We start from the raw sequence: 18,318 nt of genomic DNA, 5'->3' as shown, positions 1-18,318 counted from the left end.
GGCAGCCCGCGCGCCGTTCTCACCGGCCGTCCACCACCTCCACGAACACGGGGTTGGAGTAGAACCACGTGTCGGTCCACGGGTCACCGTCGCCCGGCTCGTGCGCGATCGGTCCGTGCGGGTCGACCGAGGCGCCCAGGTACCCGGCGCCGTGCCGGTTGCCGTCGCTGCCGCGCAGCCGCACGTAGAAGGACTCGTCACCGGCGGTCAGCGGGACGCGCAGGGTGTACGTGCCCGTGCGGCCCGACACGTCCACCGTGTGCGCGACCTTCGTGTCGGGGGCGCGCCAGTCGTCCCGGTCGGTGGCGGGGCCGCGCACGGCTCCGCGGATCACGTCGACGTGGGCGAGCTTGGGCAGGATGTCGTGCGGGTTGCGGCGCGAGGCCGTGGTCACGGTGACCTTCAGCGTGAGCCGGTCGCCCTTGCGGACGCGCAGTCGCCCGCCCAGGGTGACGCCCCGGCCGTGGTCGCGGTCCCGCCCGAGCCGTACGTCGAGACCGTCGAGCAGATGCCCGTGGTCGAGCCAGACCCGGCCCGCGCGCAGCCCCGCCATCACCGCGCGGTAGCCGTAGCGGGTCACGCCCACGTGGGTGCGGCTGAACTGGCCGGGCCAGAAGTCGCCGCCCGGCTGCGGTTCGGTGGTGTTGACCGGATCGGGCAGCCGGCCGGTGTTGTCGAAGTTCTGCCCGGGCTGCCAGTCGCCGTTCTTCCAGGTGTCGAACACCACCCGGTGCACGTCGGAGTTGGTGGTGACGGTGAACAGCCTCCCCTCGGAGAGCATGGCGTCCCACATGCCGCCGACGGTCGCCGTCATCCAGTCGAAGCCGCCGTAGGTGACGTACGCGTCCGCCGGGTAGCCGGGCCAGGAGTCCGCCGACGGCTTGTTCTCGTACTCGCCGCGCATCGACGTGGGACCGCGCCAGCCGGGGATGGCACCGCCCTGGGCGCCGGGCGCGCCCTCCATGCCGATCATGATCTCGGGGGCCGCGTCCCGCCAGCCCCGCATCTCGTGCGGGGAGTCGATCCCCAGACGCGACGGGTGGTTGGCGAAGACCAGCACGTCGTCCACGTAGCCCGACCGGCGCTGCTCGGCCAGCCACTTGATGGCCTTGACGGCGTGCGCCTCGTTGCGCGGGGTGTCGGGGTGGGTGGGGCCGCCCGCCGTGTAGCCCAGCAGCTTGCCGTCGTACGCGAGCTCGAAGCGCGTGAGCAGGTCGACCTCGTGGCGGCCGGGCGCCGCGAAGACCGTGCAGTGCTCGGCGCCCGGGATGTACCACTCCAGGCCCTGGAAGATCAGCTGGCGGGGGTTGGCCGCGCGTGCCGTGAGGATCTCCTTGTGCTCCAGCTTCGCCCCGTACGCGGCGTGCCCGAAGTTGGAGTGCTCGTTGAACACCATCCAGTCGAGGCCGTACTTGGCGCTCGCGCGGGCGAGTTGGGAGAAGGTGTACTTCGCGTCGTGGCTGTAGACGGAGTGCACGTGGTGGTCGCCGACGAGGTAGGCGAGGCGCGGGTCGTTGCCGCCGAGGCCCCGGCTGTGGGCCGCCGCGGGGGCCGCGAGCGGTCCGGCCGCGAAGACCGCGCCGAACAGGCCCGCGCGGCGCATGAGGTGGCGGCGGGAGACGCCCTGCGCGTCGAGCGAGGCGGGCGGGACGGACGGGTCGGCCCAGGCGGGCAGTTGCTGCTCGGTCATGGTCTGGTGAGTCCCTCTGAGTCTGAGGCCGACGTGTCAGTGGTTCATGAACGACGTGACGGGCAGGGCCCGTCCGACGATCCGCACGTCACCGAGCCGGCCGTGCAGGATCTGGTCGATCTTCCCGGCGTACTCGTAGCCGCCGAGCAGCCAGGGCAGTCCGACCGAGGTGATCCCGACGGCCGGCGCCGCCGGGTTGCGCACCACCGGGCAGCCCTGCACGTACAGGGTGGTGTGCCGTCCGTCGTTCACGACGGCGAGGTGCCACCACGTCTCCAGAGGGGTCTCCTGACCCCAGTTGGTCGCGATGGTCTGCTGGTTGAGCGGACGCATGGCCCACTGCGGTTCGCGGTCGTTCGACAGGGACAGCGTGGCCAGGGGCTCGTCCGGGTCGTCGCCGGTCCGGCCCGCGGCCCCACCCGTACCCGTGCGGCCGAGCAGGCCGGCCCACGCGTGGCGCGCGGGGTCCCAGTCGGCGGGCAGCCGGTAGAAGGCCTCGATGGTGTAACCCGCCTTGAACGTGGCCGAGTTGAGAGGCGCGCCGTCGACCGTCCGCAGGTAGGCGCCCTTCAGTGGGGGTTTGCCGCCGTGGAAGTCCAGACTGCCGTGCCCCGGCTGGTCGGGGTGGTGGTCCGACGACCAGGTGAGCGTGCCGCCCGCGACCGTGACCACCGAGAGGTCGTTGCCGTGTCCTGAGAGGTCCCGGACCGTGCCGGTCACGGCGGCCCCGTCCTCCCTGCCGTCGAATCGCCAGTAGGCGGCCGTGCCCCGGACCAGCATCTTCGACGCGGGACGCGCCGGGCGCGCGGGCACCGGGGCGAAACCGGAGAAGCGCTCCTCGAAGTCGATCCCGACCGAGAACCGGTCGGCGTCACCGCTGAGTTCGCTCTCCTGGCGCTCCAGCTCGTTGAGCCCCTTCGCTGCCCGGCCGAGTATCCACGGGGACACCGTCTCCACGTCCACGGTGTTCCGGTCGAGGTCGAAGCGGTAGAGGCGGATCATCGCCGCGCCGCCGAAGTACCTGTTCTGATAGTTCGTCAGATGCAGGTGGACGTCATGTCCCGCCGCGTTCTTGCGCGTCGCCCGGGCGGCCGGCCAGTAGTGCCCGTTGAGGGTGAGGAAGATCTGGTCGTGGTCCTCGATCAGCCGGTCCCACAGCTGCTGCCCGTAGGAGGACAGTGAGTCGTCCTCGTCGACCAGCTCGTGCGTCGTGAGGATCACCGGTGTCCTCGGGTGCCGGGCGATGACGTCCTCGGCCCACGCGTAGCCCTTCGCCGACAGGCGCCAGTCCAGCGCCAGGACCATCCACTCCCGTCCGGCGGCGCGGAAGAGGTGGAAGGAGTTGTAGCCGTCGGGGGAGGTCCCGCCGAACGTGGGCCTGCCCCTGAAGCGGGCGGGTCCGAAGACGTCCAGGAACGGGGTCGGGCCGCGCTGGTCGTCCGTCGACGACTTCACGTCGTGGTTGCCCGCCAGGACGCTGTAGCCGACGCCCTGCCGGTCGAGCAGGCGGAACGCCTCGCCGATCGCCGCGCACTCCTCCTTCGCGCCGTTCTGCGTCAGGTCGCCCAGATGGGACAGGAACACGATGTTCTCGTCCCGCCCGTGCTCCAGCAGATAGCGCAGGGACGCCTCCACGGGCGCCCTGTCGATGCTCGGCCCGTCGAAGAGGTACTGCGTGTCGGGCATCACGGCGAGGGTGAAGCGGCGGCTGTCGGTGTCGGGTCTCCAGCGGGTCTTCGCCGCCGGCGCCGCCTGCGCCGCGGCCGTCGGCAGCGCGACCGCCGCGGTGGCCGCGCCGATCAGGGCGGTCGCCCGGAGGAAGTTCCGCCGTCCGGCGCCCGCCTGCCCGGCCTCCGCCGAGGGCTGGTCCTGGTCGTGCTCATGCGAAGTACACACGTCTGCTCCGTGGAAGCGTGAAAACCCGAAGGGGCTGCGAGGTCTGCGGGACGGTGGTCAGAGAACGCGCAGCGTCCAGGACCACCGATGGGTGCCCGGCGCGACGAGGTGTCCGGCCGAGGTGTCGGGCCCGCACGACGCTGTGCCGAGGCCCCGGTGCGCGGCGTCGAGGTGCACGACACAGCCGGGCCGCGGGGCCAGCTCGTCGTGGTGCGCGGCGGCCACCAGGTCTTCGGCCCGGTACCGGTTGACGGAGACCTGGCCCGGCGTCCCGAGCTCCACGGTCAGCCCCGTGGCGTCCGGCGCCGACAGCGTGAACCGGCGCACACCGTGCCGGCCACCGCTCTCCTGCGGTCGCAGATACGGAGTGAACAGCCTGTCCACCGCGAGTGAGTGGTGTCCCACGGGCGCGCCCGTGCTCCGGTCCGGGTAGGACTCCCACGGGCCCTGCCCGTACCAGTCCAGGACGTCGAGCCCGGCGACCGTCTCGAAGACCGTGCCGACCCGCGCCACGTCGTCGAGCCCCTCCGGCAGGTCCGCCGACTCCTCGACATGGAGGCCCCCGGCGACCGGAGTGAACACCTGCTCGTGACGGACGGGCCCGGCCCCGGTCGCGTACTCGGCGACCACCACGGCCCGGCTGCCCTCGTCGCGTACGTCCACGACCTTGCGGACGAGCGCGTCGAGCCCCCAGTCGCGCCAGCGGGCCGCCATCCCGCCCAGCTCGTCGTTGTCGGTGGGCGCCCGCCACAGGGAGAGCACGGGCGCGGCCGTCAGCAGCGGATGGACCAGCAGGGCGTCGTCGTCCAGCGGGACGGCAGGACCGGACACGGGCTCCGGGTGCGTCTCGGCGGCCGCGGCGCTCAGCCGGACCTGCGGGACGCACATCTCCGTGCCGGCCGGGGCCCACGCCTCGTCGTCCGCGGTCGTGACCCGCAGGGTCAGCCAGGCCTCGCCGGCCGAGGGGCCGGGCAGCGGGAACGGCATCGGCACCGCCGCCGACCTGCCCGGCAGCACGTCGGGCAGCTCGGCCGGAACACTCTCCGTACCGCCGTCCGCGCGCACGAGAAGCCACTCGGCGGCCAGCCACTCCAGGCCACGGAAGTGCTGCCGGTTGTGGACCAGGAGCACCCCCCGCTCGTACGTCAGGCGGACCGGCGCCGCGATCTCCCGGTGCTCGTACAGCACCGGCTTGGGTGTCCGGTCGGGGAACACCACGCCGTCGGCGATGAAGGCCCCGTCGTGGATCGTCTCGTCGAAGTCGCCGCCGTACGCCCAGCGGTGGCCGGGCCCGGCGACGCCGTCGGCGTAGAGGCCGAGGCCACCGCGGCCGGCCGGTCTTCCGTCGTTCACACGCTGGAGAATGCCGTGGTCCCAGAACTCCCAGATGAAGCCGCCCTGAAGACCCGGGGTGGACTCGATGGCGGCCCAGGTGTCGGCCAGTGTGCCGTTGCTGTTGCCCATGGCGTGCGAGTACTCGCACTGGATGAGCGGCCGGGTCTGCTTTCCCGACAGCGCGTGGGCGACGCAGTCCTCGATCGGCGCGTACATGGGGCAGACGATGTCCGAGGCGACGGTGTCGTCGGCCCAGTCGATCTTGGCCGCGCCCTCGTACTGGAGGGGCCGGGTCGGATCGTGGCGCCGTGCCCAGCCCGCCGCGGCGTCGTGGTTCGCGCCGTAGTCGGACTCGTTGCCCAGCGACCAGATGATGACGGACGGATGGTTCTTGTCCCGCAGCACCATGCGGGAGACCCGGTCCACGAACGCCGGCAGGTAGCGGGGGTCGTCGGCGATCTCGTGCGCGTGGTCGTGCGACTCGATGTTCGCCTCGTCCACGACGTAGAAGCCCAGCTCGTCCGCGAGGTCGTACAGCGCCGGATCGTTCGGGTAGTGGGCGGTACGGATCGCGTTGAAGCCGAACCGCTTGAGGAGGACCAGGTCCGCGCGCATGTCGTCGGCCGTGACCGTCCGTCCGGTCAGCGGATGGAAGTCGTGCCGGTTGACGCCCCGGACGTAGACGCGCTCGCCGTTGACCAGCAGGTCCCGGCCGCGTATCTCGACGTCGCGGAACCCGACCCGGTGGTGAGAGGTGTCGGCGACCGAGCCGTCGGCCCGGTGCAGCCGCACGGTCAGCGCGTAGAGCTCGGGTGTCTCGGCCGTCCACGGCCGTACGTCCCGCACGGCGGCCCGCAGCCGTGCCTCGCCGAGGAAGTCGGACACTCGCATGTCCTCGGCGTTGAAGCGGTCGAACTCGACGTCCTGGGTGAGGAGGTGGCCGTCCAGTGCCCCGGTGACGTACCACCCCTCCGGCAGCGCGCCCGAGGCGTCGCGCACCTTGCAGTCGACCCGCAGCCGGCCGTCCCGCCCCGCCCGTACGGTCACGTCCGCCAGGTGCAGCGGGTCGGTGGCGTACAGCAGCACCGAGCGGGTGATCCCGGCGTGCCACCACTGGTCCTGGTCCTCGATGTGCGAGGCGTCGGACCACTTGACGACGGTGCACCGCACGGTGGCCGGGTCCCCGGGGCGTACGACGTCGGAGAGATCGAACTCGGCCGCGAGGTGGGAGTCCTTGGAGATGCCGACCGGTCGCCCGTTCACATGGACGAGGAGGACGCTCTCGGCCGCGCCGACCTGGAGCACGATCCGGCGGCCGGCCCACTCGGCGGGGATGTCCACGGACCGCTCGTATATGCCCGTCGGGTTCGCGGCGGGCGAGTGGGGCGGGAAGTCCCCCCACGGCATCCGGAAGTTGGTGTACTGGGGCAGGTCGTCGGCGCTCTGCACGGTCCACGCGCCGGGTACCTCGATGAGGGTCCACTCGCCCGAGCAGCCGCTCGGGGAGGGCAGCAGCTGGAAGTGCCAGGAGCCGTCCAGGGACAGGGCGCCGGAGCGCCGGTCCACCGCGTTCATCGGCAGCCGCCCCCAGGAGGTCACCTCCGGTGCCTCCCAGGGGCGCAGGGCGATCAGGTGATCGCGTCGCATCAGCGGATGGCCCCCTTGCCGAGGTCCGCGATGATCTGCTTGGCGCCGATGGCGAAGACGATCAGCAGCGGGATCAGGGCCAGCACCGCACCCGTCATGACCATTCCGTAGTCCGTGGTGCCATGGACGCCGTTCAGCTGGGACAGGGCGACCTGGAGGGTCACGTTGTCCGGGTTGGTGAGGGCGATCAACGGCCAGGCGTAGTCGTTCCACTGGCCCATGAACGTGAAGATGCCGAGGAAGGCCAGCCCGGGACGGACCACCGGCAGCGCCACGTGCCAGTACTGGCGCATGAAGCTCGCCCCGTCGATCTTCGAGGCGTCGAGCAGCTCGTCGTGGATCGCGCTCTTCATGTACTGCCGCATCCAGAAGATGCCGAAGGCGTTCGCGGCGGCCGGCACGATCAGCGAGGTCATCGAGCCGATCCAGCCCAGCTTCGCCATGATCACGAACTGCGGGATGGCCGCGAGCTGCGCCGGCACCATGAAGATCGCCATCATCATCGCGAACAGCACCCGGCGGCCGGGGAACCTGAACTTGGCGAAGACGAACGCGGCCAGCGAGTCGAAGAAGAGGACGAGGAACGTCACCGAGGTGGCGACGAGCAGCGAGTTGAACATCGACCCGAAGAAGTCGATGCTGTCGAACAGCTTGCTGAGGTTGTCGCCGAAGTGCGAGCCGGGCAGCAGCTTCGGCGGGTAGGAGAAGATCTCGGTCGACGTGTGCGTCGACATGATCACGGCCCAGTAGAACGGGAACGCGGACAGCAGCACGCCGACGATCAGCGAGACGTGCAGTGCGATGCCTCTGCGCTGGGTGCCCTGGATGTGCCTGGTCCTGCCGCGCTTGGTCTTGCCGGGCTCGGACTCGGTGGGCTTGACATCGGTGATTGTCATGGTGACGGGCCTCCCTAGTCTTCGCCCCGGCGCTGCACCAGGCGCCAGTTGATGATCGAGAAGATGACGACGACGAGGAAGATGCCCCAGGCCACGGCGGCGCCGTAACCGAAGTCGTTGTTGTCGAAGGTCTGCTGGAAGAAGTAGAGGACCATCGTGCGGCCGGCGTGGTCGGGACCGCCCGAGAACGTCGACTCGTTGGCCGTGGTCTGCAGCAGCACCTGCGGTTCGGAGAAGCTCTGCAGTCCGGTGACGGTCGAGATGACGAGCACGAACAGCAGCACGGGCCGCATCATCGGCAGGGTGATCCGGAAGAAGGTCTGCACGGGCCCGGCGCCGTCGACGCGCGCGGCCTCGTACAACTCGCCCGGGATCGTCTGGAGTCCGGCGAGGAAGATGATCGCGTTGTAGCCGGTCCACTGCCAGGTCATCAGGGTGGCGATGGCGACCTTGATGCCCCACGGTGTGTTCAGCCAGGCCACCTGGTCCAGGCCGACCGCCTGCAACAGGGCGTTCATCAGGCCGAAGTTGGTGGAGAAGACCGAGCCGAAGATGATCGCGACGGCCACGACCGAGGTGACGTTGGGCAGGAAGTAGGCGAAGCGGTACACGTTCTTGAAGCGGACCGCCGAGTTGAGCATCACGGCCGTCACCATCGCCAGGAAGATCATGGGGAAGGTGGCGAGCGCCCAGATGACGAGCGTGTTGCCGATCGAGCTCCAGAAGTCGGTGTCGCTCAGCAGATAGCGGTACTGCGAGAGCCCGGCGTACTCCATCGACCCGAGGCCGTCCCACCGGTGGAACGACAGGTAGAGCGAGAAGCCGACCGGGATCAGGCCGAAGGCGAGGAAGAGGAGATAGAAGGGGGAGATCGCGGCGTACAGCCGCCAGTAGCTCAGGATGCCCTTCGTGGGGTGGGCGGCGGGGGGCTCGGCGACGGGCGCCGGAGGCTTCTCGACCAGGGGTGCGGTGGCCATCAGTGGCTCACCCCCAGGTGGTCCGCGATACGCCGGCACTTGCTCATGGCGTCCCTCCAGGCCTTCTTCGGGTCCTTGCCGAGGACGCCGACGTTCTTGATCTCGTCCCTGATCGGCTGCCCGAGCGCGATGTCGTACGGGCTGTTGAAGGCGACCGGGATCTTCTCGGCGGCCGGACCGTAGACGTCCATCGTGATCTGGTCGCCGAAGAACGGGTCGGGCGCGCGCAGTTTCCTCATGTCGTACGAGGCGGGGGTCGACGGGAAGAGTCCGGCGTCGATGAAGCCCTGGGCCTGGTTGTCCGCGTTGAGCAGCCAGGTGATGATCTCGAAGGCCTTCTCGGGTTCGCGGCACGCCTTGGTGATCGCGAGGAAGGAGCCGCCGACGTTGGAGGGGCCGCCGGGACAGTCGGCCACCCGCCATCTGCCCTTGGTCTTCGGGTACTGGAGCTTGAGGTCGCCCGCGGCCCACGAGGCGTTGAGCTGGCTCGGCAGGGTTCCCTTCTCGGTGGCCGAGATCGAGTCGGGCGTGCCGGTCACGAGATCCGACACGAGTCCGCGCCGCTTGGCCTCCACGGCGCGGTCCCAGCACACGCGTACGTGCTCCTCGCCGCCGATGAAGTGCTTGTCCCTGTCGACGAACCGCTTGGTGCCCTGCCCGATCGACATCTCGAAGACGCTGCCGACGTCGGTCAGGATGAAGGCCCCGCGGACGCGCTTCTTGAGCTGCTCGCCCGCCGCGAAGAACTGGTCCCAGGTGGCCATCTCCTCGGAGACGTCCTCGGGCTCGTACGCGAGTCCGGCCTTCCTGTAGACGGCCGGCTGGTAGTACTGCACGACGGGGCCCACGTCGATGGGGAAGCCGACGAGGCTGCCGTCCGGGGCGACGCCCTGCTGCCACTTCCAGTCCAGGTACTGGCTCTTGAGCTTCTCCGCGCCGAGTGTGCGCAGGTCGACGAACTGGTCGGCGTTCGGCAGGTACGACGCCATGTCCTCGCCCTTGAGGCCCGCGATGTCGGGGACGTGGGACTGGCCGGTCATCGTGGTGATGAGCTTGGAGCGGTAGTACCCGCCGATCTGGATCGCGTCCAGGTCGACGGCGCTGTCGTAGCGCGCCTTGGCCTTCTTGACGACGGTGTCGCTCAGGCCGCCGCTCCAGTACCACAGGACCATGTTCCGGCCTGTCGAGCCGGTCGGTACGGCGCAGCCGGACGCCAGGCCGCCGAGCGCCGTGGCGGCCGTACCGGCCAGACCCGCGCGGAGCAGGCCCCTTCGTGAGAGCCGCACAGCTCCCACCGCCTTTCGGATGTGTTCGGTCTTCGCATCAGGGGAGATCGGGAATGCCGTGGGGGGCGGGTGGGGTCACCGGGGCGTGGGGGACCGGCGGTCCGGGGTCCGCGGGCAGACGGTCGGCCAGGAAGCCGTACGTCCGCCGCAGTTCGGGGTTCTTGAGCGACTGCCACCACTGGTGGACGCCGTACCAGCCCGGCGCGGCCAGCGCCCCGCCGTGCCGCTGTACGGACAGTCCGGCGGCCAGCACCGCGAAGCGCAGCCGCTCTTCGAGGGGCCAGCCGCCGAGCGAGGCCGCGACGAAACTCGCGCCGAAGACGTCTCCGGCACCCGTCGCGTCCAGGACCTCGGCGGCCAGGGCGGGCACGTCCGCGTACTCGCCCGTCGTCTGGTCGACGGCGAGCGCGCCGTCGCCGCCGCGCGTCACCACGGCCACCGGGACCAGCTCGGAGAGCTTGCCCAGTGCGTCGGCCGCGGTGTCGGTGCGGGTGTACGCCATCGCCTCGGTCTCGTTCGGGACGAAGGCGTGGCACAGGGCGAGCTGGTCGAGGAGGTCCGAGGACCACTGCCGGGTGGGGTCCCAGCCGACGTCCGCGTAGATCTTCGTACCGTTCGCCGCCGCCTTGGCGAGCCACTCGCGGGGTTCGGCCTCGATGTGCACGAGGGCCGTGCGCGCGGCGGGCGGGTCGCCCATCAACGCGTCCTGCGAGTAGGGGGGTTCCTGGCCGTGGGTGACCAGGGCCCGGTCGTGGCCGTACGCGATCGAGACGGTGACCGGGGTGTGCCAGCCGTCCGCGGTACGGGAGAGGGAGAGGTCGACGTGCTCCTGTCCCGCGAGGACCTCACGGCAGTACGCGCCGTAGTAGTCGTCGCCGAACACCGTGGCCAGGGAGGTGTCCAGGCCGTAACGGGCCGCGGCCACCGCCAGGTTCGCGATCCCGCCCGGGCTCGTGCCCATTCCGCCGGTCCAGATCTCCTCGCCGGGGGTCGGCGGACTGTCCAGACCGGTCAGGACGAGGTCGTAGAAGAGCAGCCCGGTCAGCAGCACATCGGGCCGCGCGTCGGGCCGTTCGTCGTCCACGAGCGCATCCTCTCGTCAAAACTCTTCAATTTCGGTGCACGGGATCGTGTTCGGTGCACAGGATCGTGCGCGCCTCCAGCTGATTTGGCAAGAGTCGAGCAGAATCAAGCATAGAAATGATTGGCAATGACGAGTACTGTTCACCGCGTGCTGGCAGAGAGACGACATCAACTCATCCTGCGGGCCCTGCGCTCCGGGGGTCCCGCGGCCGTCACCGACCTCTCGGAGCAGCTCGGTGTGAGCCCCGCCACAGTCCGGCGCGACCTGCTCAAGCTGGAGGAGGAGGGCCTGCTCACCCGCGTGCACGGCGGGGCGGTCGCCGAGGAGGGCGATCAGCCCTTCGCCGAGGTCGCCGAGGTGCGCGTGGCCGAGAAGGACGCCATAGCGCAGCGCGCGGCGGCACTGGTCGAGGACGGCCAGTCCGTGCTGCTCGACATCGGCACCACCGCGTACCGGCTGGCCCGGCAGCTGCACGGCCGCCGGATCACCGTGATCACCAGCAACCTCGTCGTCTACGAGGAGCTGGTGGACGACGAGGCCATGGAGCTCGTGCTGCTGGGGGGCATGGTCCGCCGCGAGTACCGCTCCCTGGTCGGATTCCTCACCGAGGACAACCTGCGCCAGCTGCATGCGGACTGGCTCTTCCTGGGCACCAGTGGCGTACGGCCGGGCGGACAGGTGATGGACACGACCGTCGTCGAGGTGCCGGTGAAGCGCGCCATGATCAAGGCGGCCGACCGGGTCGTCCTGCTCGCCGACCGGGCCAAGTTCCCGGGTACGGGGATGGCGAAGGTCTGTGGGCCCGAGGAGCTGGACGTGGTGGTGACCAACGGACCGGCGGACGCCGGGACGCGGACCGCTCTGGAAGAGGCGGGTGTGCGCGTGGTGCTGACGTGAGCGGCGGGCGCGGGGGCCCGATGACGTCGAGGAACAGCGAAAGGGCAGTTGCGTGAAGCTGACGATTCTGGGCGGCGGCGGATTCCGCGTGCCGCTCGTGTACGGGGCACTCCTCGGAGACCGTGCCGAGGGCCGCGTGACCGACGTCGTGCTGCACGACCTGGACCCGGGGCGGCTCTCCGCCGTCGCCCGCGTCCTCGCCGAGCAGGCCGCCGGCGTCCCCGACGCCCCCTCCGTGACCGCCACCACCGATCTCGACGAGGCACTGCGCGGCGCCGACTTCGTGTTCTCCGCGATCCGCGTCGGCGGCCTGGAGGGCCGCGCGGCCGACGAGCGGGTCGCCCTCGACCAAGGCGTCCTCGGCCAGGAGACGGTCGGCGCCGGAGGCATCGCCTACGGCCTGCGCACGGTGCCCGTCGCCGTCGACATCGCCCGGCGGGTGGCCAGGCTCGCTCCCGACGCGTGGCTGATCAACTTCACCAACCCGGCGGGCCTGGTCACCGAGGCCATGTCCCGCCACCTCGGCGACCGCGTCATCGGCATCTGCGACTCGCCGGTCGGCCTCGGCCGGCGCATCGCCCGGGTGCTCGGCGCGAACCCGCGCGAGGCCTGGATCGACTACGTCGGCCTCAACCACCTCGGCTGGGTCCGCGGGCTGCGCGTGGCCGGACGCGACGAACTGCCGAGGCTGCTCGCCGACCCGGATCTCCTCGGCTCCTTCGAGGAGGGCAAGCTCTTCGGCACCGAGTGGCTCCAGTCGCTCGGCGCGATCCCGAACGAGTACCTGCACTACTACTACTTCAACCGCGAGGCGGTCCGCGCCTACAGCCAGGCCGAGAGGACGCGCGGCGCCTTCCTGCGGGACCAGCAGGCCGGCTTCTACGAGGAGATGAGGCGCCCGGACACCGCGGCCCTCACCGCCTGGGACCGCACGCGCGCCGAGCGCGAGGCCACCTACATGTCCGAGAACCGGGAGACGGCCGGCGCGGGCGAACGCGACGCCGACGACCTCTCCGGGGGCTACGAGAAGGTGGCGCTCGCCCTGATGCGGGCCATCGCCCGCGACGAGCGCACCACGCTGATCCTCAACGTCCGCAACCAGGGCACCCTCTCGGTGCTCGACACGGACGCCGTCATCGAGGTCCCCTGCCTCGTCGACGCCAACGGCGCGCACCCGGTGGCCGTCGCCCCGCTCCCCGACCACGCGACCGGATTGGTGTGCGCGGTGAAGGCCGTCGAGCGCGAGGTGCTCGCCGCCGCCGAGTCCAGCTCCCGGACGACGGCCGTGAAGGCGTTCGCCCTGCATCCTCTCGTCGACTCCGTGAACGTCGCGCGCAGGCTGGTCGACGGGTACACCGTGGCCCATCCTGGTCTGGCGTACCTTAAGTAAGCGCTTTCCCCGCTATCTGGAGACTTTCATGCACGACGAACGCCGGCGAATCGAGGAGCGCGTCCAGCGCCTTCACGACCAGCGCATCAAGGGCGCGATCTACGCCGCCACCGTGCCCTTCGAGGTCGAGGCCTGGCAGGCACCGGGGGAGCCCGTCCCCTTCGAGGAGGCCGCGGCCGCCCCCTACGAGCCCTTCGCCATGGACACCCCGTGGGGTCCGCCCTGGGGCACCACCTGGTTCCGGATGCGCGGGCAGGTGCCCACCGAGTGGGCCGGCAGGCGTGTCGAGGCCGTCATCGACCTCGGATTCGTCGGCGACTGGCCCGGCAACCAGGCCGAGGCGCTCGTCCACCTCACGGACGGCACCCCGCTGAAGGCGGTCAACCCGCTCAACCAGTACGTGGCGATCGCCAACCCCGCCACCGGCGGCGAGCAGATCGACTACCTGGTCGAGGCGGCGTCCAACCCGGACATCCTGGCCGACAACTTCTCGAAGACCACGCCGCTCGGTGACAAGCTCACCGCCGGCGACAAGCCGATCTACACGTTCCGGCGCGCCGACATCGCCGTCCTCGACGAGGAGGTCTGGCACCTCGACCTGGACGTCCAGGTGCTGCGCGAGCTGATGCTGGAGCTGGGGGAGCACGACCCGCGCCGGCACGAGATCGCGCACGCCCTGGACCGGGCCCTGGACCTGCTGGACCTCGACGACGTCTCCGGTTCGGCCGCGGACGTACGGGCCGCGCTGAAGCCCGCGCTGTCCAAGCCCGCCAACGCCAGCGCCCACGTCATCTCCGGCGTCGGCCACGCGCACATCGACTCCGCCTGGCTCTGGCCGATCCGCGAGACCAAGCGCAAGACGTCCCGCACCTTCTCGAACGTCACCTCTCTCGCCGACGAGTACGACGACTTCATCTTCGCCTGCTCGCAGGCCCAGCAGTACGAGTGGGTGCGCGACAACTACCCGAAGGTCTGGGCCCGCATCCAGGAGTCCGTCAAGAAGGGCCAGTGGGCGCCGGTCGGCGGCATGTGGGTCGAGGCCGACGGCAACCTCCCCGGCGGCGAGGCCGTCGCCCGCCAGCTCATCCACGGCAAGCGGTTCTTCATCGAGCACTTCGGCGTCGAGACCAAGGGCGTGTGGCTGCCGGACTCCTTCGGCTACACCGCGGCCTACCCGCAGCTCGCCAAGCTCGCCGGCAACGAATGGTTCCTGACCCAGAAGATCTCCTGGAACCAGACCAACAAGTTCCCGCACCACACCTTCTGGTGGGAGGGCATCGACGGCACGCGGATCTTCACGCACTTCCCGCCGGTGGACACCTACAACGCCCGCTTCAGCGGCGAGGAGATGGCCCGCGCCACGCGCAACTACCGGGAGAAGGGTGCCGCCACGCGCTCGCTGGCCCCCTTCGGCTGGGGCGACGGCGGCGGCGGACCCACCCGCGAGATCATGGAACGGGCACGCAGGCTCGCCGACCTGGAGGGTTCACCGAAGGTCGTCGTCGAGCACCCGGACGACTTCTTCGCCAAGGCGCGCGAGGAGTACCCGGACGCCCCGGTCTGGGTCGGTGAGCTCTACCTGGAGCTGCACCGCGCCACGTACACCTCGCAGGCCCGCACCAAGCAGGGCAACCGCAGGAGCGAACACAGGCTCCGCGAAGCGGAGTTGTGGGCCACCACGGCCGCGCTGCACGCGCCCGGCTACGCCTACCCGCACGAGAGGCTCGACCGCCTCTGGAAGACGGTCCTGCTCCACCAGTTCCACGACATCCTGCCCGGATCGTCGATCGCCTGGGTGCACCGCGAGGCGGAGGCCGAGTACGCGCGCGTCGCGAAGGAGGTCGAGGAGCTGACCGCCGAGGCGGTCACCGCGCTCGGCGCCGGCGGCGCCCGCGTCTTCAACACGAGCCCGGCCGAGCGCCGGGAGGTCGTACGGACCCCCGACGGCACGCTGGCCCACACCGTCGTCCCCGCGAACGGCAGCGCCCCCCTCGGCGCCGGTGAGCCGCCCCGGCCGGTGACGGTCGCCGGCCGCGTCCTCGACAACGGCCTGGTCCGCGTCGAGGTCGCCGAGGACGGCACCCTGGCCTCCGTACGCGACCTGCGCGCCGGAGGCCGCGAGGTCCTCGCCGGCCAGGGCAACCTGCTCCGTCTGCACACCGACCTCCCGAACTACTGGGACGCCTGGGACGTCGACAAGCACTACAAGAACCGCTACACGGACCTGCTGGACGCCGAGTCCGTGACGGTGGTCGAGGAGGACCCGCTGCTCGGGGCCATCCGGGTGGAGCGCTCCTTCGGCAACGGCTCGCGCATCACGCAGACGATCAGCGTCCGTGCCGGCAGCCCCCGGATCGACTTCGAGACGGACATCGACTGGCACGAGGCCGAGAAGTTCCTCAAGGCGGGCTTCCCGGTGGACATCCGCGCGGCGCACTCGTCCGCCGAGATCGCGTTCGGTCACATCCAGCGGCCCACGCACACCAACACCAGCTGGGAGTCGGCCCGCTTCGAGGTCTCCGGCCACCGCTGGGTCCACCTCGGCGAACCGGGCTACGGCGTCGCGGTCATCAACGACTCCACGTACGGCCACGACGTCTCCCGCACGGTCCGCGAGGACGGCGGTACGACGACCACGGTCCGGCTCAGTCTGGTCCGCGCCCCGCGCATCCCGGACCCGGAGGCCGACCAGGGCAGGCACCGCTTCACGTACGCCCTGCTGCCGGGCGCCACGATCGAGGACGCGGTCGCCGAGGGGTACGCGCTCAACCTGCCGCTGCGGGTGGCGGACTCGGCGGGCACCCCCGAACCGGTCGTGTCCGTCGACGGTGAGGGCGTGACCATCGAGGCGGTCAAGATCGCCGACGACGCGTCGGGCGATGTCGTCGTACGCGTCTACGAGTCCCGGGGCGGCCGGGCACAGGGCACCCTGCGCACGAGCTTCCCGCTCGCCGGCGCGCAGATCACCGACCTTCTGGAGCGGCCGCTGACGACGGCGGGCACGGACGGCAACAGCGTCTCCGTCACCCTGCGCCCCTTCGAGATCCAGACGCTGCGGCTGGCCGTGGGGAAGGAGTAACCCAGGGTCCGTTCGTGAATTGACCCATGATTTCGCGCGGGAAATGCCACCTGTCACCGGTCGCACGGCTGCGTAGGGTCATAGTCATGACGACGAACAAGTACGAAGAGACCCTGCGCACCGCGGACTTCCGGCCGGTTCTCACCCGTGCCGCCGAGGCCGAGACGACGAGCGACCCGAGCAGTGTGATGACGCTCTTCGCGGACTCCGGCGACACGGGCGGCCGGCTGACCAGCTACCGGTCGACGTTCGCGGAGGGTGCCATCGGCGCGCCCGCCCACCTGCACACCAGGGCGTCCGAGCTGTTCTTCGTGATCGGCGGATCGCTGCAGGTGCTGCTGGGGGAGGAGATCACCGTCCTCGAAGCCGGTGACCTCCTGGTCGTGCCGCCGAACACCCCGCACGCCTTCGCCGCCGCGCCCGGCGCGACGGCGGACGTGCTGTTCGTGTTCACGCCCGGCGCCGCGCGCTTCGACTATCTGCGGCTGCTCGGCCGGGTCATGCGCGGTGAGGCCGACCCGCAGGAGATCAAGGACTCCTCGGAGCGGTTCGACAACCACTACGTCGACAGCCCGGTATGGCGCGAGGCGCTCGCGGCCAGGAACTGAGACACGCGGGCCCCGGCACCGTCGAGGTGCCGGGGCCCGCGCGCCCAGCCGTCGAAGACGCAGATGCAACGAGGTCTTGACCGTCCGAGGTCACCAGACCGGTGGACCGGTCAGACGGTCAAGGGGCTGTCCGAAGGCTGTGCGGCGTGCGCGGTCCGCGGCGCCTGGGCCGCCTGCGTACCGACGGCGGTGTCCGGCGCGGTCACGGGGAGATCCAGGTCGGCGCGCTGCTGCACCGACACGGGACGCACCGCACGCGGTCCGGAGACCACCGCGTAGTCCTGGCCGAGGAACGGCGGGACGAGATCACCGGGCTCCTCGCCCAGCGCCAGCCGCACGGCGGCCCACGGGGCGTTGATCCCGCACTGCGAGAGCTGGTGCAGGCCACCCGCGGGGCGGGTGTTGACGTCCATGAGGACCGGCTCGTCACCGAACATCCGGAACTGGATGTTCGTCAGGTAGTGCAGCCCGAACGCCTCCGCGAGGACCCGCGACGGCTCGATCCACGCCGAGTCCAGCGTGAAGCCGCGCCGCCGTCCGTTCTTGGTCCGGCCCACGGCCATCCGTACCCGACCGTCCGGACCGGTGAGGCAGTCCACCGACACCTCCGGCTCTCCCAGACGCGGCATGACCAGCCAGTCCACGGGCTCGTCGGCTCCCCGCAGCGCCTCCACGACCAGGTCCAGCGGCATGTACGGGCTGGGAAAGCCGTTGAGGTGCATGAGGGAGAAGGGGGTGCGCGTGATGATGCGGAAACCCACACCGCCCGCCCCCGAGGCCGGCTTGAAGCACGCCTTGTGGCCTGCCGCCTCCAGCGCGTCGACGGCTGTGATCAGCTCGTCCGCGGTGCGCACCCGCCACCACGGAGGCACCGGCACGCCGAGCTCCCTGACCGCCTCGTACGCGACGACCTTGTCCTGGAAGGTCTGCACGGCCTCGACGGGCGGCGCGAGCAGCGCCGTACCGACCGCGGCGAAGTCCTCGCGGTGCCCGGCCAGGGCCGCCTGGTGCAGGACCGGCACGAACACGTCGATGGAGTGCCGGGCGCACTGGTCGAGCGCGTACTCGACGTAGGCGGCCGGGGACAGACCCTCCGGCTCCAGCGCGGCGGTGTCCGCGGCGGCCAGGATGGGGGAGTCGGGGTCACCGTGGGTCGCGTGGATCTCGACCGCGCGGCCACACGGATTTCGCCGCAGCTGATCCATGAAGAACACGTTCTCCGCGTACGTGCGGTTGAGCCAGACGCGTACGCGAGAGACCATGCAGGCCGCCTTTCGGGGTGTGCGGGCACGGCGAAGCAGGCCGGGCCCGGCCAAAATGAATGGTGGGTACACAAAACCGCCGTTCGAAAACGGTAGTTCGTGGCGGTTGTGTAGGGCCGATCATAGGGGTTCCGGAGACCCTCTGCTGCTACGGGGGTGTTACGGAATCGCCGTGGGGGTTCCGCCGGACCTCCCGGTGCACGTCAGGGGCCCTGCGTCCCGTCCGCCATGCTCGGCACGGCGCTCACTTCTGTCGTCGTCGGCACGTTCG

General features: G+C 70.7%; 12 protein-coding genes. 4 read left to right on the top strand and 8 right to left on the bottom strand.

Going from position 1 to position 18,318, the window contains the following annotated elements:
- Positions 1-19: 19 nt before the first annotated feature.
- From O1Q96_RS32060 to O1Q96_RS32030, 7 genes are read right to left on the bottom strand one after another with little or no spacing between them, the layout of a single operon-like run.
- Complete coding sequence (locus O1Q96_RS32060) at positions 20-1,690, bottom strand: PHP domain-containing protein (protein WP_269251476.1); 1,671 nt, start codon at positions 1,688-1,690, stop codon at positions 20-22.
- A 36-nt stretch (positions 1,691-1,726) separates the two neighbouring features.
- Positions 1,727-3,586: a LamG-like jellyroll fold domain-containing protein gene (locus O1Q96_RS32055; protein ID WP_269251475.1), complete on the bottom strand. Its 1,860-nt coding sequence runs from the start codon at positions 3,584-3,586 to the stop codon at positions 1,727-1,729.
- 57 nt (positions 3,587-3,643) lie between these two features.
- Positions 3,644-6,568 carry a glycoside hydrolase family 2 TIM barrel-domain containing protein gene (locus O1Q96_RS32050; protein WP_269251474.1) on the bottom strand — a complete coding sequence of 975 codons (2,925 nt, stop codon included), beginning with the start codon at positions 6,566-6,568 and terminating at the stop codon, positions 3,644-3,646.
- A complete protein-coding gene (locus O1Q96_RS32045; RefSeq protein ID WP_269251473.1) occupies positions 6,568-7,464 on the bottom strand; it encodes a carbohydrate ABC transporter permease in 897 nt (298 codons plus the stop codon). Before O1Q96_RS32045 ends, O1Q96_RS32050 begins: the two co-directional genes overlap by 1 nt.
- 14 nt (positions 7,465-7,478) lie before the next feature.
- Positions 7,479-8,441 (bottom strand): carbohydrate ABC transporter permease, encoded by a 963-nt coding sequence (locus tag O1Q96_RS32040; RefSeq protein ID WP_217458450.1) that lies wholly within the window; start codon positions 8,439-8,441, stop codon positions 7,479-7,481.
- Positions 8,441-9,727 carry an ABC transporter substrate-binding protein gene (locus O1Q96_RS32035; RefSeq protein ID WP_269251472.1) on the bottom strand — a complete coding sequence of 429 codons (1,287 nt, stop codon included), beginning with the start codon at positions 9,725-9,727 and terminating at the stop codon, positions 8,441-8,443. The genes O1Q96_RS32040 and O1Q96_RS32035 overlap by 1 nt, the downstream gene beginning before the upstream one ends.
- 37 nt (positions 9,728-9,764) lie before the next feature.
- The gene (locus O1Q96_RS32030; RefSeq protein ID WP_269251471.1) at positions 9,765-10,811 is read right to left on the bottom strand and encodes a carbohydrate kinase family protein; all 1,047 of its coding nucleotides are present in this window, start codon (positions 10,809-10,811) and stop codon (positions 9,765-9,767) included.
- 147 nt (positions 10,812-10,958) lie between these two features.
- Here O1Q96_RS32030 and O1Q96_RS32025 point away from each other — a divergent pair, with 147 nt between their 5' ends.
- From O1Q96_RS32025 to O1Q96_RS32010, 4 genes are all read left to right on the top strand, one after another.
- The gene (locus tag O1Q96_RS32025) at positions 10,959-11,708 is read left to right on the top strand and encodes a DeoR/GlpR family DNA-binding transcription regulator (RefSeq protein ID WP_269251470.1); all 750 of its coding nucleotides are present in this window, start codon (positions 10,959-10,961) and stop codon (positions 11,706-11,708) included.
- 52 nt (positions 11,709-11,760) lie between these two features.
- A complete protein-coding gene (locus tag O1Q96_RS32020; protein ID WP_269251469.1) occupies positions 11,761-13,098 on the top strand; it encodes a 6-phospho-beta-glucosidase in 1,338 nt (445 codons plus the stop codon).
- Positions 13,099-13,126: 28 nt separating this feature from the next.
- The gene (locus O1Q96_RS32015; RefSeq protein ID WP_269251468.1) at positions 13,127-16,177 is read left to right on the top strand and encodes an alpha-mannosidase; all 3,051 of its coding nucleotides are present in this window, start codon (positions 13,127-13,129) and stop codon (positions 16,175-16,177) included.
- Between the two features lie 86 nt (positions 16,178-16,263).
- Positions 16,264-16,785: a cupin domain-containing protein gene (locus O1Q96_RS32010; RefSeq protein ID WP_269251467.1), complete on the top strand. Its 522-nt coding sequence runs from the start codon at positions 16,264-16,266 to the stop codon at positions 16,783-16,785.
- Between the two features lie 110 nt (positions 16,786-16,895).
- On the opposite strand, the gene O1Q96_RS32005 is transcribed toward O1Q96_RS32010, so the two are convergent.
- On the bottom strand, positions 16,896-18,047 hold the full coding sequence (locus O1Q96_RS32005; RefSeq protein WP_269251466.1) for an ATP-grasp domain-containing protein: 1,152 nt from the start codon (positions 18,045-18,047) through the stop codon (positions 16,896-16,898).
- Between the last annotated feature and the right edge of the window lie 271 nt (positions 18,048-18,318).

Origin of the sequence: Streptomyces aurantiacus, from assembly GCF_027107535.1 — a bacterium.
Taxonomy (GTDB): Bacteria; Actinomycetota; Actinomycetes; order Streptomycetales; family Streptomycetaceae; genus Streptomyces.
The sequence above is the reverse complement of the archived record's forward strand: the minus strand, read 5'-3'. Positions and strand labels throughout refer to the sequence as shown.

What these genes read in the sequence shown, in the direction of transcription:
- O1Q96_RS32040 (WP_217458450.1), bottom strand. Translation starts at nt 8,441, where the DNA reads ATGGCCACCGCACCCCTGGTCGAGAAGCCTCCGGCGCCCGTCGCCGAG.
- O1Q96_RS32060 (WP_269251476.1), bottom strand. Translation starts at nt 1,690, where the DNA reads ATGACCGAGCAGCAACTGCCCGCCTGGGCCGACCCGTCCGTCCCGCCC.
- O1Q96_RS32010 (WP_269251467.1), top strand. Translation starts at nt 16,264, where the DNA reads ATGACGACGAACAAGTACGAAGAGACCCTGCGCACCGCGGACTTCCGG.
- O1Q96_RS32005 (WP_269251466.1), bottom strand. Translation starts at nt 18,047, where the DNA reads ATGGTCTCTCGCGTACGCGTCTGGCTCAACCGCACGTACGCGGAGAAC.
- O1Q96_RS32045 (WP_269251473.1), bottom strand. Translation starts at nt 7,464, where the DNA reads ATGACAATCACCGATGTCAAGCCCACCGAGTCCGAGCCCGGCAAGACC.
- O1Q96_RS32015 (WP_269251468.1), top strand. Translation starts at nt 13,127, where the DNA reads ATGCACGACGAACGCCGGCGAATCGAGGAGCGCGTCCAGCGCCTTCAC.
- O1Q96_RS32050 (WP_269251474.1), bottom strand. Translation starts at nt 6,568, where the DNA reads ATGCGACGCGATCACCTGATCGCCCTGCGCCCCTGGGAGGCACCGGAG.